Source organism: Mesorhizobium sp. AR07 (genome assembly GCF_024746815.1).
Classification (GTDB): domain Bacteria; phylum Pseudomonadota; class Alphaproteobacteria; order Rhizobiales; family Rhizobiaceae; genus Mesorhizobium.
The window spans coordinates 1,939,311-1,953,772 of the sequence record NZ_CP080525.1 but is presented as its reverse complement, the minus strand read 5'-3'; the positions used below and the strand labels follow the sequence as shown (position 1 = coordinate 1,953,772).

Sequence of the window (14,462 nt, the reverse complement as noted above, 5' to 3'; positions counted from 1 at the left end):
TCGGTAGGAATGGTTGAAATCGAAAGATGGCGTTTCTTCACACCCCCCTCTGTCCTGCCGGACATCTCCCGCGCAAGGGGGGAGATTGGCCGCTTCACCGCTTTCGCCAACCCTCAAATCCCCGAGCCGTCCAGTTGCTGGGCGTCGTCGCCTTCCCAGGGCGCCGGCATCGACGCGCGGCTGAGGTTGGCTGTCGGCAGCGGCATCCAGCATTTCAGTTCCGGATCGGCATATTCGACGACGCGCCCCGGCGAGGAATCCGAAGCGCGCCAGCCCTCGCTGGCGAACTGGTCGGCGCGCGACCAATAGGCAAGGTCGACTTCCGCCGGCCCCTGTTCGGACGGGCGAACCGTGACCAGGATGCGGCTGCCATCCCTCGGCGCCGTCGACATGTGGCGCCACCGTTCGGGCTCATCCATCGCAATTCCTCCTCGCACCTCTAGCGTCGGGGAAGTGTCGCCTCACGCTCCGGGGCGGTCAACCCAAAGTTTGCGCCAGTGAGCAAGTTTGGACGACGTAGGAACTAGAGCCTGTTCCATCCCGATGGAATCGGGATGGGGCTCTATCTCTTTGTTGTTTGAGCATGATCTTGTCCGAAAACCGGTTTCCACTTTTCGGGATCATGCTCTAGGCGGATCGGGCAAAATTGGCGACCGACGTATACGGGTTGGAGAGAACTTGAAGACGCCGGTCGCCACGGGTGGGGTTAGGGACGCACCACGTTGGGGACGCAATGCAGGATCAGGCTAAGCGCCTGGCGGACGTCTTCAATCGGAATGCCGGCCCATGGTGAACAAGAGGTTTCTATCCACAGGCGCCACCTGTTCCTGTACAACCCCGATGCCGCGCTCGACGGGCTGTAATCCCCTTGATAAGCCCGTCTGCGAAAGGAGCGCCTGAGTCGAAATGACCGTTGCGATCGAGATGGGACACACGACCGCGGGCGCCCCGGCGACGCTGGATCTCGAAGAGCTGCTGGCGACCCGCCTTCTGGTGCAGGGCAATTCGGGTTCCGGCAAATCGCATCTCTTGCGCCGGCTGCTGGAGCAGAGTGCCCCCTGGGTGCAGCAGACCATCATCGACCCCGAAGGCGACTTCGTGTCGCTGGGCGAGCGTTTCGGCCATCTGGTGATCGATGCCGAAGAACATACCGAGCGCGGCCTGCAGGCTGCGGGCGAGCGGGCGCGCATCCACCGCGTCTCCACAGTGCTCAATCTCGAAGGGCTCGACGCCGAGAACCAGATGCGGCGCGCCGCCGCCTTCCTCGGCGGGCTGTTCGAAGTCGCCCGCGACCACTGGTATCCGATGCTGGTGGTGGTGGACGAGGCGCAGCTGTTCGCGCCGGCGGTGGCCGGCGAGGTGTCCGACGAGGCGCGCAAGCTCTCGCTCGGCGCCATGACCAATCTGATGTGCCGTGGCCGCAAGCGCGGGCTTGCCGGCATCATCGCCACCCAGCGGCTGGCCAAGCTCGCCAAGAATGTCGCCGCCGAGGCGTCCAATTTCCTCATGGGCCGCACCTTTCTCGACATCGACATGGCGCGTGCCGCCGACCTGCTCGGCATGGAGCGGCGGCAGGCGGAGGCTTTTCGCGACCTGGAGCGTGGGCAGTTCATGGCCCTCGGCCCGGCGCTGTCGCGCCGGCCGCTCGGCCTGCGTATCGGCCCGACCGATACAAGTCCGCGCAACGGCACGCCAAGGCTGATGCCGCTTCCGGAATCAGCGCTTGAGGACGCACGCGCCATCATCCTGGCCGCGCCGCCGCCGGAGACGGTGCGGACGCAGCGCCGGACGACGTCGCCGGACCTGCTCGACCAGCTGATGGCGGCGAAGTCGGCGGCGCTCGAATTCCGCCCCGAGCCGGTGGAACCGCAAATCAGCGCCGAGGATCTGGCCGAGCGCCGTGAGCGCGTCGACCGCGTGCTACGCGCCATCCTCGCCCAACCTGACGCGGGCTTCAGGGTCATCGGCGTGCTTTACCAGGAGTTCGTGGTGCGCTGCCGTATCGAAGGCCTCGCCTCGGTCGTGCCCGATTTGCCGGAGTTCCGCCGCATGCTGACGCGCGCCCGCGCCGGCCTCGGCTCCGACATGGCGGCAGGCGATGACGCCTGGCAGGACGTCTCGGTGCGCGCCTCGCTGCTGCCCGAGGATATGCAGGGCGTGTTCATGATGATCGCGCGGGCGGCGAAGGAGGGCTGGCCGTGCCCGAGCGACGCCGCGATCGCCCGCGCCTACGGCTCCCACTCGCTACGCCGCGCCCGGCGCCTGCTGACCTATATCGAGGAGCAAGGCCTGATCGTCTGTCAGCTCGACGGGGTGGGTCGGCGGACGGTGACGCTGGTTGAATTGGCTTGGGCGACTGCACCGGGCGATCCCAATGCTGGGGAGGTGGAGCAGGGGAGTCTGGCGGTGTGATGGGGTAGGGTGCGAATTAAGAAAGCACCGCTGGACCAGGCTGGAAGAAGCTTTGCAACCTCATGTCGGCCGTTCAGGATTCGAGGACGCTTGCCCAAAGCTGCCGTCGGTTCATGCGCTTGCCATGGCCATCATCGACCGCACTCAGGACTTTTCGGTCCGGCTGCTTGCCCATCCAAGGAAAAACGAACGGAGTGACAGCCCTACCTCACCGAGATGCTCATGCCGCTGAGATCGGCGTTGATTTGCAGGCCCACCTGCTTGCCCGAGAGTTCGAGTTGAGCGCCCTTGTCATTGGTCATGACGATCACCTGGGCGCCTTTGCCGAGCGCGCCGCCACCGCCCGCTGCACCGTACACCCCGGTCACATCTCGGGCGCGGCGAATGTGGCGAACGGTGCCTTGGAAATAGGTCTTGGAGACCCCGAAGGCGAGGCCGCCCGAGACGCCGCCGACTGAAATGGGATACTTGCGGCCATGGAAGGTCAGCGTGCCCTCGCCGCCGGAGCCGCCGACGAAGAAGGCCGCCTTGTATATGGCGAAGCGGATCGTACCGCTGTCGGCGTGCGCAGCGCTGGCAAAGCTAACTCCCGCGGCGGCGATCACGGCAACCGAGACTGAACGAAATCTGGACGAAATGTTCATGATGAGAGCTCCTCAAGATCGCTGTTTACCCAGCCGGCCGGGACGTCGGCGTCGTATCAAAACAGTCTGGCCCGTCATTGGTTCCAAGCACATGGAATCCGGCTGCGAGAAGACCGCCGCGAAACGAGGCCGATGGCGAGACTAGTTTTGGCTGGTGTCACGTGGACCTGAGGTCCGCTCTCCTTTCTCGGCGACCGCAAGCCAACCTTCCGCTTTCGGCCCAAAGCAGTTGCCTCCACCCTCTACCGCTCCTCCACAATCCGCAGGTAAGCCGCCGTGACAAACAGCACGATCAGCCCGAACAATATCCGCCTTGCCCCCTCCGGCATCTGCAGGATGGTCAGCAGCGTCGTCAGCACGGTGAGGATCAGGGCGCCGATAATGGTGCCGGTGTAGCCGCCGCGGCCGCCGAAGATCGAGGTGCCGCCGATCACCGCTGCAGCCACCGAAGGCAGGACCAAGGGTTCGGCAAGCGACAGGGAAGGGGCCTTGATCAGACCGATATAGAGCAGGCCGGTGATGCCGGCGAGCACGCTGGAGGTGATGTAGAGCGCAGTGATGACCTGCCAGTAGCGCACGCCCGACAGGCGCGTTGCGCGCTCATTGTCGCCGACGGCGTAGAGCAGGCGGCCGAAGCCGGTGCGGTTCAGCGTGAAGACGATCAGCGCCGCCAGCGGCACGAACAGCAGCAGGGCGTTCGGCATGCCCCAGGTGACGCCGGTGCCGAGCCAGGCGAGGAAGTCGGGGATCTTGGCGCCGGACGCGATCACCGTGCGCTGGTAGACCTGCAGGCAGCCGGTGCCGATCAGGCTGGTGCCCAGCGTCATGATCAGCGGATGGACGCGGAAGACGCCGACGCCGATGCCGTTGACCAGGCCGATCAGCACCGCCGGCATCATCGCCAGCAGGAAGGCCAGCGCCGGGTCCTGGTTGACGACTTGGGTGGCCATGATGAAGGCGCTCATCGTCGCCACCGTGCCGACCGAGAGGTCGATGCCGCCGGTCAGCATGGTCATGGTCTGGCAGCCGGCGAGGATCGCAAGCGGTATGGCGAATTTGATGGTGTTGGCGATCCAGCGCTCGTTGACGATGCCGGGACGCAGGATCTGCAGGATCACCACCAGGATGACGAGCAGGATGACCAGCGGGATCAGCGGCCGGTCGGCCATGAAGCGTTTGACGCGGCGGCCGAAGGGGACGGGGGTGATCGCGGTTGTGCTCATGACGCTGCTCGCGATTGGGTTCGCGTGGTGTTGGTGCCGGGGAAGGATGGTACTCTACGGCGCCCCCCTCTGTCCTGCCGGACATCTCCCCCTCCAGTGGGGAGATTGGCAGCTTCGCCGCTGGCGTTCCTTCTACAACGTCGAAAAGAAGCGAAATCGGTGACGATATCCGATCTCCCCCCTGGAGGGGGAGATGTCCGGCAGGACAGAGGGGGGCGCGAAGGATCGCCGAGCTCACATGGATTTGCCACTACTTCCGCCCCCTCATGGTGATGAAGGCGCCGAACATCACCACGGCGACCATGATGGCGCCTTCGATGATGGCGGTGACGTTGGGGTCGATGGCGAGCAGCGTCAGGTCGGTGCGCACCAGCCGCAGCACGAAGACGGCGACGATGGGGCCGAGCAGGCCGCCCTTGCCGCCGCCGAGTGCCACGCCGCCCAGCACCACGGCTGCCACGCTGGCGAGCAGATAGGGGCCGGGGATGGGGGCGCCGATGCCGGTGCTCATGGTCAGCGCCAGCCCGCCCATCGCTGCGAACAGGCCCGACAGCGCGTAGGCGATGATGCGGGTGCGCGCCACCGGCACGCCGCTGCGGAACGCCGCCAGTTCGCTCGAGCCGATGGCGTAGATGGAGAGACCGAGGCGTGAGCGCCTGAGCGGAATCCAGATGATGCAGAGGCAGACGATCAGCACCAGCAGCGCCTTCGGCAGCCAGGCGTCGATGCCGTCGGGCAGGCCCGGTATCGGCACGGTGCCCGAGATCAGCGCCTTCAGCCATTCGGCGGCGGCACCGCCCGGTGCGTCGAGCACCAACAGGGCAGCCCCTTGCAGCACGAACAGAGTGGCCAGCGTGACGACGATGTCGGGCACGCGGGTGACGACGATCAGCAAGCCGTTGACGGCACCGAGCACGAAGCCCATGGCGAGCACGAAGGGCACCACGAACAGCGCGTATTCCTCGCTGGCACCGGCCATCATCGAGGCGGCGGTGACGCTGGTCAGCGCCATCATGGCGGCGACCGACAGGTCGATGCCACCGGCGATGACGACGACGGCCTGCGCGGCGACGGCAAAGGCGTAAGGCAGCACGGCGCGCACCAGCGAGCCGAAATCGTTGCTGCCATAGGCCGGCTGGATCAGTTTTGTGACGATGAACAGCACGACGAAGAGGACGAACAGGCCGGCGACCCAGCCCTGGCGACGCAGGAAATGGTTCATGGCGTCGCCCCAGGCGAATTCGAGGTCTCCGGAGAAGAAGAGTGAGGATCGGCGAGGATGCCGACATCCGCCTTGGCGCCTCGCGGCAGGCCGTAGGCGGCGCGCATCAGCGCCGGCTCGTCGGCCTCCTCGACCGGGAAGATGTCAACAACGCGGCCGCCGAAGATGACGATGACGCGGTCGCAGACGCGCTGCACTTCTTCCAGCTCGGAGGTGTAGAACAGCACCGACTTGCCGTGGCCGGCGAGCTCGCGCAGCAATTTGTAGATCTCCTGCTTGGTGCCGACATCGATGCCGCGCGTCGGGTCGAAACACAGCAGGGTCCGCGTATCGGCGGCGATCCAGCGGGCGATGGTCACCTTCTGCTGGTTGCCGCCGGACAGGCGCTGCACTTCGCCTTGCGCGCGGGTGTCGATCTGCAGCCGTTCGATGGCGCTGACCACCTTGGCGCGCTCCTGGCGCATGCGGATAGGCCCCCAGTTGCGCAGGGCGGCGCTGAAGGGCAGTGCGATGTTCTCGCGCACCGAGCGCTGCATGGCCAGCGCCTCGGCGCGGTCGCCCGGCACATAGGCGAGGCCGGCGCGGATGGCATCGATGGGATGCGAAAATTTCGCCGGCTGGCCGTCGACCTCGATGGTGCCGCCCGAGGGCCGGATCGAACCGGCAAGGGCGGCGAACAGCTCGTCCTGGCCTTGGCCTTCGAGCGCGACGACGCCGGCGACCTCGCCATCGGCGAGATCGAAGGAGACGTCGTTGAGCTTGGTGCCGACACGCAAATTGCGCACGGAGAGCCGCGGGCGGGCAGGGGCGGGCGCGGCCTTTTGGGCAGCGCTGCGGGCGGCGACATGGGTCTTTTCGATGCGGGCGCCGAGCATCAGCTCGACGATCTTTTCCTCGACGCCGGGCACGATGTCGACGACGCCGACGGTCTCGCCGTCGCGCAGCACGGTGGCGCGGTCGCACAGCGCCGAGATCTCAACGAAGCGGTGCGAGATGAAGATCACCGCGCGGCCGCTGTCGCCCTGGCGGCGCACCACTTCCAGCACCTTTTCGGCGAGGTTGGCGGGCAGGGCTGCCGTCATCTCATCGAGCAGCAGCACGTCGGGCTCGACGGCCAGCGCACGCGCCAGGTCAAGTACGCGCAGCACGGCCAGCGGAATGTCGCGCGCGGTGTCGCGGATGTCGAGGTCGGGAATGCCGAGTTCGCGCACCCAGGCGCGGAACGGCTCGACCGGCGTGCCGGTCAGCCGCAGATTGGACAGCACGTCGAGATCGGGGATCAGCGACGGCTCCTGGTAGACGGGCAAAAGGCCGGCGCGGCGCGCCGCGGCGGGCGAGCGCACGTCGCGCGCCTCGCCCCGGATCAGGATGCGCCCGGCGTTGGCCTGGATGGCGCCGGTCAGGATCTTCACCAGCGTCGACTTGCCGGCGCCATTGGCGCCCATCAGCGCATGAACCTCGCCCGGCAGCACCGACAGCGACGCGTTGCGAAGTGCTGCCACCGCGCCGTAATTCTTGGCGACGCCGGTGGCGTCTAGGAGGGGGTTGGCGGTCAAGTTGCTGGGTTCTCGTTCTAAGCTGTTTAAATGTTATGGAGCCCGACTGTCTTGATGGGCTGATACTCTACGGCGCCCCCCTCTGTCCTGCCGGACATCTCCCCCTCGAGGGGGGAGATTGGCTGTCACCTTGGCTTTCGGCAATTTTCAACGTTGCAAGACGAAGGCCGGCGCCGGAACTGCCCAATCTCCCCCCTTGAGGGGGAGATGTCCGGCAGGACAGAGGGGGGCGCCGTAGAGCGCTAACCTGTCAAATCCTTGCATGGCGAGGATGGCAGCCGCCGTCCTCGCCATGCAATTCAAAGCAGTGCTTACTCGCCCGGGCCCTTGCACGCCACGATCTGGTCCTTCGTGTACGTCGTCCAGTCGGGGATCGAGATCGACACCGGCCATTCTGGGCTCAGCGACGGATCGGCGGCGGCCTTCAGCTTGGCCTTGCCTTCCTCGGTGGCGTTGTCCCAAAGCTGCGGGTTGACCAGCACGGTCTGCTGTGCCGGCTTCTTGCCGTCGAGGATCTGCAGGGCGAGCGTCACGCCGGCGCCGCCGATCGAGCCGGGGTTGGTGACGGCAGCGCCGACGAGGCCCTTGACGGAGCTCAGCTGGCCGACGAAGCCGGCATTGTCGGCGCCGACCACCGGCACCAACGGCGCCTGCGACTCGACCAGCGCGTCGACGATGACGTTGTCGATGCCGGAGGTCCACACGCCGTTGAACGGCGTGCCGGTGGCGAGGAAGGACAGCATCTGCTGCTTGGCCTGGTCCTGCTGCCAGCCGGTGAAAACTTCCTGCGCGACCTTCACGTTGGGGAATTCGGCCAGCGCCTTCTTGAAGCCCTTGTCGCGATCGCTGTCGGCGGACGCGCCGGCCGCACCACGCATGTAGAACACCTCGCCCTTGCCGCCCATCTGGCCAAACAGCCATTTGGCGCCGAGATAGGCGTATTGTTCCTGGTTGTTGGAGATGATGTAGGCCGACGGCTCGGTGACCGCCTGGTCGACGGCGACGACGACGATGCCGGCCTTGGTGGCTTCCTCGAGGCCCGCCTTGATGCCGGCCGGATCGGCCGGGTTGACGACGATGGCGTCGACCTTGGCGCTGATCAGGTTGCGGATGTCTTCCAACTGGCCGGCCGCGTCGGTGTTGCGGTGGGCGATGTTGAGCTTGGCGACCTCGCCGGAAGCCAGCGCTTGCGCCTTCATGGCGCAGACCATCTCCTCGCGCCAGCCATTGCCCTGCACGGTGTTGGAGATGCCGATCGTGTATTTGCCCGCGGCGGACGAGGCGCCCACCGAAGCCAGGAAGGCCGCGCCGGCAAGTAGCGGGACCATGGTCAGGTATTTTTTCATGTCAAACTTCCTCCACATTGTTTTTCAGTTCAGTTTCAAGTCGTTAAACCGCGTCGTTTGTAAAGAGATTCATGCGGCGCGCCTTAATTTCCTCTTCCTATGCTTGTCGTGTTCCCAAAACCGCCACGCATTTTTGGGCAACATGCATGTGCGCCGTCATTTGACGAACGGACGCAGCACGTCGCGGGCGAGCAGGAAACCCCGCTTGACCTTGTCGTCGCTGCCTTCGAACCGACGGTCCTCGTGTTCGATGATGATAGGCCCGTCATAGCCGGCCCGGTAGAGGCCGGAGAAGAAGCCGTTCCAGTCGACATCGCCGAGCCCCGGCATGCGCGGCACCTGCCAGCCTATGCCAGCCGAAAGGATTCCGCGCTCATAGAGTCCATCATGATCAATCATCAGGTCTTTGGCGTGGACATGCAGCATGTAGGGGCCGAATTCCCTGATGAAGCGGGCCTGGTCGATCATCTGCCAGACCAGGTGCGACGGGTCGAAATTCATGCCGACATCGCCGCCCCAGGCTTCGAGGATGCGGCGCCAGACCAGCGGCGAATAGGCGATGTTGTGCCCGCCCGGCCACTCGTCATAGCTGAAGATCATCGGGCAGTTCTCGAAGGCGAGCTTGACGCCATGGTCGCGCGCATGGGCGATGATTTCGGGCCAGACCGTGAGCGCGTCCTGCCAGTTGACGTCGACGGTTTTCGAGGCGTCGCCGCCGCAGAAGGTGTTGACGGCGGGCACGCCCATATTGGCGGCCAGCACGATCACCTTCTTCAGATGGCCGATCACCGCCTCGCGGTGGGCGGGATCGGGATGCAGCGGGTTGGGATAATAGCCGAGGCCGGAGACGGAAAGGTTCTTCTCCGCCAGTGAAGCGACGATTTCCTTCGCCTGCGAAGCGGAGGTCGAGGCGGCGTCGATATGGCTGGTGCCGGCATAGCGGCGGCTGGCGCCCGAGGATTTCGGCCAGCAGGCGATTTCCAGCGCCTCGAAGCCGGCCGAGCTTGCCCAGCTGGCGACCTCGCCAAGCGGCGTCTCCGCGAATGGTGCGGTGAGCACTCCAAGTTTCATCATGCCTCCCTAGAACGGTTCATCGTTTCACGGAAACGAAGAACCGCTCTATCCCTTTGTTCTTGAGGCAATTCCGGACGGAAAACCGTTTCACACTTTTCCTGGAATTGCTCGGCTCGCGACTTCACGACCGATAGCTATAATGCCGATTGTGAGGGCCGCTTCAACCGTGCGGCCTCACCTTGTTGCAGACTGTGCCTGACGGCCGCCATCGGATCGTCCGAAAGCAGCGCGCCGAGCGCTGAAATGACGGCCTTGCGAAACGTGTCGTTCGCGGCAAGGCCGGGGTCGAAAATCGTGTCTATGGCAAGGACGCCGGCGGCCAACGCGTGTGGATCGCGGCCGGTTGCGTCGGCAATCGCGGCGACCTTGCCGGCATAGGGGTCCGACACCGGCCAGCGTTTGCCGAATTTTTCCGAGGCCTGGATCAGATAGGCCATCCAGCCGGCGACCGGCACCGGCAGCAGCCCGATGCTTGCGCCTTGTCCGAGCCGGTCGCGGATCGGGTTGAGCAGGCGCTGGACGATCTTCTGCGAGCCGTCGGTGGCGATCTGGTGGTTGCGGTGGCGGATCGCGGTGTTCTTCAGCCGGCCGAGGCTCTGCTCGACATAGGCCAATGGCTCCATATCAGGCACCGGCAGCAGCGTCGGCAGCGTCTCCTCGACCAGCATGCGCCGCACGAAGGCCGACAGCAACGGATCGGCGATGGCATCGAATGTGTGTTCGAGGCCGGCCAGCACGCCGAGCGTGGCAAGCGTCGTCTGGGCGCCGTTGAGCACCCGCATCTTGAGATGCTCGAACGGTGTGACGTCATCGACGAAGGTCGCGCCGACGCGATCCCAGCGCGGCATGCGGCCGGCGAACTTTTGTTCGATCACCCATTGCCGGAACGGCTCGCCGACGACGACGGCGGCATCGCGGTAGCCATGGCGCTGCTCGACGCTGTCGAGATCGGCTTGCGTGACCGCCGGCGCGATGCGGTCGACCATGGCCGAAGGGAAGGTGGCGTTGGCCGCAATCCAGTCGATGAGACCATTGCCGCGTCGTTCGGCAAAAGCCTGCACGACATTGGCCAGGATGACGCCGTTGGTCTGAATGTTGTCGCAGGAGAGCAGCGTCAGCGGCCTTCCATGCGTGGCCCGGCGCAGCTCCAGCGCCCGCGCCAATATGCCGGGCACGCTGCGCGGTGTCCCGGGGTTGGCGAGGTCGTGGACGATGTCGGGATGGTCGAGATCGAGTTCGCCGCTTGACGGGATGTGGCAATAGCCTTTTTCGGTCACCGTCATCGTCACCAGGTCGATGTCAGCTGAGGACAGCACGTCGAGCGCCGGGGCGGCACTGGACTGGCTGTCGACCACCTTGACGATGCTTCCGATGACGCGCGCCTCGATGCGTTGGTTCTCGCGGATCAACCGCGTGTAGAGGCCGCCTTGCCGGCCGAGCGTCTCGGTGAGGCTGGGCGGGCGAATGTTGATGCCGACCACGCCCCAGCGGTCGAAATGGCTGGCCAGCAGATCGTCGGTGTATTCGGCCTGATGGCAGCGGTGGAAGGCGCCGACGCCCAGATGCGCCATGCCGGGCGCGAGCGCCGCGCGGTCATAGGCCGGCTTCTGCACGGAGGATGGAAGCCGGCTAAGCAGTGCCGGGCCAAGCCCTTCGGGCGATGCAGAAGCTACGCTCACCGGTTCGCCCCGATCACCCACTGTTCCTGGTCGACCAGCGTGCCGGTCATCGGTCCCGCCGCGTCGGAAAGCAGGAAGACGGCGAGGTTCGCGATATCGTTCGTCGAGAACAGACGGCCGAAAGGCTGCGCGGCGTTGGCGGCGTCGAGCCAGCCTGGGCCATGACCGAGCGTGTCGGCCTGCATGGCGCGCTCGGCCGGCGTGTCGGTCCAGCCGACATTGATGCCGTTGACGCGGATGCGGTCGAAGCGATGAGCGTTGGCGGCGTTCTTGGTCAGCGTCGCCAGCGCGCCCTTGCTGGCGGAATAGACGGCGAGCTCCGGCGAGCCGCAATGCGCGTTGATCGACAGAATGTTGACGATGGCGCCGCCCAGGCCGCGATTCTTCATGTCGGCGATCGCCGCCTGCATCAGGAAGAACGGCGCCCGCGCGTTGACGGCGAACAGCGATGCCCAGTCGTCGAGATTGGCATCGAGGAAGGACGCGCGGTCGGTCAGGCCGGCGGCGTTGACCAGCGCATCGATGCGGCCGAAGCGCTCGATGCAGGCCTGCGCCAGCAGGGCGGGGGCTTGCGGGTCGGAGAGGTCGGCGGCGACGAAGACAGTCGGCGTGCCCAACTGGGAAAGCTCGGCCGCCACGGGATCGCCGCGCGCTTTCTCGCGGCCGGTGACCAGCAGGCCGCCGGCGCCCGAACGCGCCAGCGTCTCGGCGATGGCGCGGCCGATGCCTTGCGTCGCGCCGGTGACCAGCACCACCTTGCCGTCGAGCCTGATCTCCATTCCTCCTCCCGGAACAAAGTTTCTATTTTTCCAGATATGGAACGTCAATTCCCGATAGTCAATTGTGCCAGTAGCGCCTCACGTGCCGCGGCGGGCGACGACGCCATGGACCAGCGCCATGCCGACGGCGAGCGACGCCGCCAGCGAGCGGAAGCCGGCAAAGTCGGACTCGACCACTTCAAGCCAGGTGTCAGACAGCCGGATCAGCGGGCTGAAGGTGCTGTCAGTGATGGTGACGATGCGGGCGCTGCGCTCATGCGCCACCGCGACAAGGTCGGGTGTGATCGAATTGTAGGGGCTGAAGGAGACCGCCAGCACTGCATCCCGCTTGCCGATGCAGCCGACCTGGTCGAGCGCGGTGGAGCCGACATTGTCGACCAGCACGTTGCGCACGCCTTGCTGCGAGAGCGTCAGCGACAGATAGGTGGTGACGGGAAAGGCGCGCTTGGAGCCGATGACATAGATCAGGTCGGCGGCTGCCAGCAGCGTGACCATCTTGTCGAAACTCTCAACGTCGAAGCCGCTCTCGATGCGGCCAAGCGAAGCCTGCGAGGCGCCGACCATGCCGTGCAGGAAATGCAGATTGGCGTTGGGCTCGGCCTCGGTCCGCTGCTCGCCGCGCCCGTCCGGCCAGGATCCCTTGACGTGGTCCTTAAACAGGCCCTGGAAATCGGAAAAGCCGGCATAGCCGAAGATCTGGGCGAACCGCACCAGCGTCGAGGGCTGCACGCCGGCCTGTGCCGCCACCTGGGCGATGGTGCCGAGCGCCACATCGCTCGGATGCTGCCAAAGGAAGATCGCGACCTGGCGCAGCCGCTTGGGGAAATGCACCGTGCCGGACGACAGCACCGCGCGCAGTTCCTCATAGGTCCGCGGCTGGATGTAGCCGAGCGCCGCCAGCGAGCGTCCGCGCTTGCGCGTCGCAGCCTCGTCGGTAATGGACCGTCCCGATGATTTGCCAGCCCCACTCATGATTTCAGGCTAGCGCGGCACGAACGTTTTACAATATGGAAATTGGAAATCGTGTTCGACTGGAAGGCCGTGGCCTCGGAGAAGGACGTGAACTGCTCGAGTAGTGCTCTACGGCGCCCCCCTCTGTCCTGCCGGACATCTCCCCCACGCGGGGGGAGATCGGCTGCCACGACTGCCTTCGCCAATCTCGGATGTCGCAAGAATGGCGCCGGCGACCAAGCTGCCAATCCCCCTCCTTGTGGGGGAGATGTCCGGCAGGACAGAGGGGGGCGCCACAGAACTCGACGGTGGGCGTTGGCTCGAATGCTCAAGACCTATGTCAAGGAATTAGCGGGATATCTGGAGGAATTTGAAAATGGTCTATGCAACATCGGACGGATCGACACGCCAACGTTTGCGGGTCGGCATGGTCGGCGGCGGCCGCAACGCCTTCATCGGCGCCGTGCACCGGCTGGCGATGCGCCTTGACGACCAGATCGTGCTGGTCGCCGGGGCGCTGTCCTCGGACCCTGAAAACGCCGCCGCCTCGGCCGCCGAGATCGGCATCGCGCCGGAGCGCAGCTATGCCGATTATCGGGTCATGGCACAGGCCGAAGCCGCGCGACCGGACGGCATCGAAGCTGTCGTCATCGTCACGCCCAACCATCTGCACGCGCCGATCGCAACCGCCTTTCTCGAGGCCGGCATCGACGTGATCTGCGACAAGCCGTTGTCGACGACATTGGGCGAGGCTGAAGCGCTGGTGGCGCTGGCGCGGGCGAAAAAGCGCCGCTTCGTCGTCACCCTCAACAACACCGGATACGCCATGGTTCGGCAGGCGCGCGAAATGGTGGCGGCGGGCGAGCTGGGGCGCATCGTCTCCGTGCATGGCGCCTACATCCAGGACTGGCTGACCAGGCCGATCGATGCCGAGGGCCAGAAGCAGGCGGAATGGCGCACCGATCCGGCAAGGGCAGGGCAGTCGGCGGTGCTGGCCGATATCGGCGTGCATGCCTTCAACCTAGCGAGCTACATTTCGGGCTGCGAGGCCGAGGCGGTGTCGGCCGACCTGTTCACCGCGGTGCCGGGACGGCGGCTCGACGACAATGCGCATGTGCTGGTGCGCTGGACAGGCGGGGCGCGCGGCACGCTCCTCGCGAGCCAGACATCGCCCGGCCATTACAACGATCTCTCCGTGCGCCTCTATGGCGACAGAGCCGGGCTGGAATGGTCGGGCGCGCGGCCGGAGGAATTGCGCTTCTCCATCTACGGCGAGGAAACGCGCACGCTGGTGCGTGGCGGCCATGGCTCGACCGAAGAGAGCCGGCGCGTGTCGCGCATGCCGGCGGCGCACCCCGAAGGCTATATCGAGGCCTTCGCCAATTTCTACCGCGACGCCGCCGACATCATCCGCGCCCATCGTTCGGGCGGCGAGGTCGACCCGGCGCGTGCGGCGCAGGTGCCCGATGTCGTCGACGGCGCGCGCGGCGTGAAGTTCGTTGCGGCGGCGGTGGAGTCGAATGCGGCGAGCGGCGCGTGGACGGCGGCGCGATTTGGGTGAGGATGAGACGATGAC

Annotated in this window: 12 protein-coding genes; 2 read left to right on the top strand and 10 right to left on the bottom strand. The window is 65.8% G+C overall.

The window, feature by feature from the left end:
• Positions 1-113 precede the first annotated feature (113 nt).
• On the bottom strand, positions 114-419 hold the full coding sequence (locus BPNPMPFG_RS09910) for a hypothetical protein (protein WP_258595065.1): 306 nt from the start codon (positions 417-419) through the stop codon (positions 114-116).
• 487 nt (positions 420-906) lie between these two features.
• On the opposite strand from BPNPMPFG_RS09910, the gene BPNPMPFG_RS09905 reads away from it, so the two are divergent.
• Positions 907-2,412, top strand: a complete 1,506-nt coding sequence (locus BPNPMPFG_RS09905) for a helicase HerA domain-containing protein (protein WP_258595063.1) — start codon at positions 907-909, stop codon at positions 2,410-2,412.
• Positions 2,413-2,615: 203 nt separating this feature from the next.
• On the opposite strand, the gene BPNPMPFG_RS09900 is transcribed toward BPNPMPFG_RS09905, so the two are convergent.
• The 9 genes from BPNPMPFG_RS09900 to BPNPMPFG_RS09860 all read right to left on the bottom strand — a co-directional run bounded on the left by BPNPMPFG_RS09900 (position 2,616) and on the right by BPNPMPFG_RS09860 (position 12,907).
• On the bottom strand, positions 2,616-3,056 hold the full coding sequence (locus BPNPMPFG_RS09900) for a lipid-binding SYLF domain-containing protein (RefSeq protein ID WP_258595062.1): 441 nt from the start codon (positions 3,054-3,056) through the stop codon (positions 2,616-2,618).
• A 242-nt stretch (positions 3,057-3,298) separates the two neighbouring features.
• Positions 3,299-4,279, bottom strand: a complete 981-nt coding sequence (locus tag BPNPMPFG_RS09895; protein WP_258595060.1) for an ABC transporter permease — start codon at positions 4,277-4,279, stop codon at positions 3,299-3,301.
• Positions 4,280-4,529: 250 nt separating this feature from the next.
• Positions 4,530-5,501, bottom strand: coding sequence for an ABC transporter permease (locus BPNPMPFG_RS09890; protein ID WP_258595059.1), 972 nt, complete (start codon positions 5,499-5,501; stop codon positions 4,530-4,532).
• Positions 5,498-7,057 carry a sugar ABC transporter ATP-binding protein gene (locus BPNPMPFG_RS09885; protein WP_258595058.1) on the bottom strand — a complete coding sequence of 520 codons (1,560 nt, stop codon included), beginning with the start codon at positions 7,055-7,057 and terminating at the stop codon, positions 5,498-5,500. Before BPNPMPFG_RS09885 ends, BPNPMPFG_RS09890 begins: the two co-directional genes overlap by 4 nt.
• Positions 7,058-7,368: 311 nt before the next feature.
• Entirely contained in the window at positions 7,369-8,403 is a 1,035-nt protein-coding gene (locus tag BPNPMPFG_RS09880) for an ABC transporter substrate-binding protein (protein ID WP_258595056.1), read from the bottom strand.
• Positions 8,404-8,559: 156 nt separating this feature from the next.
• Positions 8,560-9,477 carry a sugar phosphate isomerase/epimerase family protein gene (locus BPNPMPFG_RS09875; protein WP_258595054.1) on the bottom strand — a complete coding sequence of 306 codons (918 nt, stop codon included), beginning with the start codon at positions 9,475-9,477 and terminating at the stop codon, positions 8,560-8,562.
• A 134-nt stretch (positions 9,478-9,611) separates the two neighbouring features.
• Positions 9,612-11,156 carry a mannitol dehydrogenase family protein gene (locus tag BPNPMPFG_RS09870; protein ID WP_258595052.1) on the bottom strand — a complete coding sequence of 515 codons (1,545 nt, stop codon included), beginning with the start codon at positions 11,154-11,156 and terminating at the stop codon, positions 9,612-9,614.
• A complete protein-coding gene (locus tag BPNPMPFG_RS09865; protein WP_258595051.1) occupies positions 11,153-11,935 on the bottom strand; it encodes an SDR family oxidoreductase in 783 nt (260 codons plus the stop codon). The genes BPNPMPFG_RS09870 and BPNPMPFG_RS09865 overlap by 4 nt, the downstream gene beginning before the upstream one ends.
• Before the next feature lie 78 nt (positions 11,936-12,013).
• A complete protein-coding gene (locus tag BPNPMPFG_RS09860; RefSeq protein ID WP_258595049.1) occupies positions 12,014-12,907 on the bottom strand; it encodes a MurR/RpiR family transcriptional regulator in 894 nt (297 codons plus the stop codon).
• 355 nt (positions 12,908-13,262) lie between these two features.
• Here BPNPMPFG_RS09860 and BPNPMPFG_RS09855 point away from each other — a divergent pair, with 355 nt between their 5' ends.
• Entirely contained in the window at positions 13,263-14,447 is a 1,185-nt protein-coding gene (locus BPNPMPFG_RS09855) for a Gfo/Idh/MocA family protein (RefSeq protein WP_258595047.1), read from the top strand.
• The last annotated feature ends 15 nt before the right edge of the window (positions 14,448-14,462 follow it).

Bases quoted from the DNA above. Each gene is read 5' to 3' on its own strand.
- BPNPMPFG_RS09875 (WP_258595054.1), bottom strand. From the start codon at position 9,477: ATGATGAAACTTGGAGTGCTCACCGCACCATTCGCGGAGACGCCGCTT.
- BPNPMPFG_RS09855 (WP_258595047.1), top strand. From the start codon at position 13,263: ATGGTCTATGCAACATCGGACGGATCGACACGCCAACGTTTGCGGGTC.
- BPNPMPFG_RS09895 (WP_258595060.1), bottom strand. From the start codon at position 4,279: ATGAGCACAACCGCGATCACCCCCGTCCCCTTCGGCCGCCGCGTCAAA.
- BPNPMPFG_RS09860 (WP_258595049.1), bottom strand. From the start codon at position 12,907: ATGAGTGGGGCTGGCAAATCATCGGGACGGTCCATTACCGACGAGGCT.
- BPNPMPFG_RS09905 (WP_258595063.1), top strand. From the start codon at position 907: ATGACCGTTGCGATCGAGATGGGACACACGACCGCGGGCGCCCCGGCG.
- BPNPMPFG_RS09900 (WP_258595062.1), bottom strand. From the start codon at position 3,056: ATGAACATTTCGTCCAGATTTCGTTCAGTCTCGGTTGCCGTGATCGCC.
- BPNPMPFG_RS09890 (WP_258595059.1), bottom strand. From the start codon at position 5,501: ATGAACCATTTCCTGCGTCGCCAGGGCTGGGTCGCCGGCCTGTTCGTC.
- BPNPMPFG_RS09910 (WP_258595065.1), bottom strand. From the start codon at position 419: ATGGATGAGCCCGAACGGTGGCGCCACATGTCGACGGCGCCGAGGGAT.
- BPNPMPFG_RS09865 (WP_258595051.1), bottom strand. From the start codon at position 11,935: ATGGAGATCAGGCTCGACGGCAAGGTGGTGCTGGTCACCGGCGCGACG.
- BPNPMPFG_RS09880 (WP_258595056.1), bottom strand. From the start codon at position 8,403: ATGAAAAAATACCTGACCATGGTCCCGCTACTTGCCGGCGCGGCCTTC.